This is a genomic window from Psychrobacter sp. T6-1, from assembly GCF_052258445.1.
Map to the genome: position 1 here is coordinate 1 of NZ_JBQQFC010000583.1, position 959 is coordinate 959.

Sequence of the window (959 nt, forward strand, 5' to 3'; positions counted from 1 at the left end):
GTGCGTTTTTATCAATTGTTCGATAACGATGATCGCTTAGTTGGCGGCTTTTACTTTGACTTATTTGCTCGTAGCGGTAAACGTGGCGGCGCTTGGATGAGCGGCTTTCAGTCTCGCTATAGTCATGACGAGCAAGGATATGAGCAGTTACCGGTCTGCTTTATGGTAGGTAACTTCACGCCAGCGCTCGGCGGAAAGCCAAGCCTACTCACGCACAACGAAGTGCTTACCTTGTTTCATGAGTTTGGTCATGGCTTGCATCATCTGCTCACGCAAGTTAGTGTCGGCGATGTCGCAGGAGTCAACGGCGTTGAGTGGGATGCCGTCGAGCTGCCTAGTCAATTTATGGAGAACTGGGCGTGGGATTCTGAGGGTATCGCGCTCATTAGTAGTCATGTCGATACAGGCGAGCCCTTACCCAAAGATAAGCTTGATGCTTTACTTGGGGCCAAAAACTTCCAGAGCGGTATGCAAACCTTGCGTCAGGTTGAGTTCGCGCTGTTTGATTTATTGATACATGCGCATACGCCAGCGCTTGATTATGACGGTATCTTAGCGACGCTCAACGAGGTTCGCGGTGACATCGCTATTACACAGACGCCTGATTACAATCGTTTTGCCAATGGCTTTAGTCACATCTTTGCGGGCGGTTACGCGGCGGGCTACTACTCTTATAAGTGGGCTGAGCTATTGTCAGCGGACGCCTTTAGCAAGTTTGAAGAGGACGGTATCTTCAATCCTGCTACGGGTAAAGCGTTCCGCGAGACTATTTTGTCCGTTGGTGGTAGCTTCCCTGCTAAGACTAACTTTGAGAATTTTCGTGGGCGCAGCGCCAATATAGAGGCGCTACTACGTCATAGCGGCTTTGCCCAAAATGATGAATCTAATATGGATCAGGAGGCATAAATGCGCTATCAATCCACTCGTCCAAAACGGCAGTTCTTGGCTGGGGTACGCTG

At 49.8% G+C, this 959-nt stretch carries 1 protein-coding gene; it reads left to right on the forward strand.

What is annotated here, in order from left to right; translation table 11 throughout:
- The coding region (locus ACTXGO_RS16480; protein WP_443575051.1) for a M3 family metallopeptidase at nucleotides 1-906 on the forward strand (906 nt) is incomplete at its 5' end.
- Between the last annotated feature and the right edge of the window lie 53 nt (nucleotides 907-959).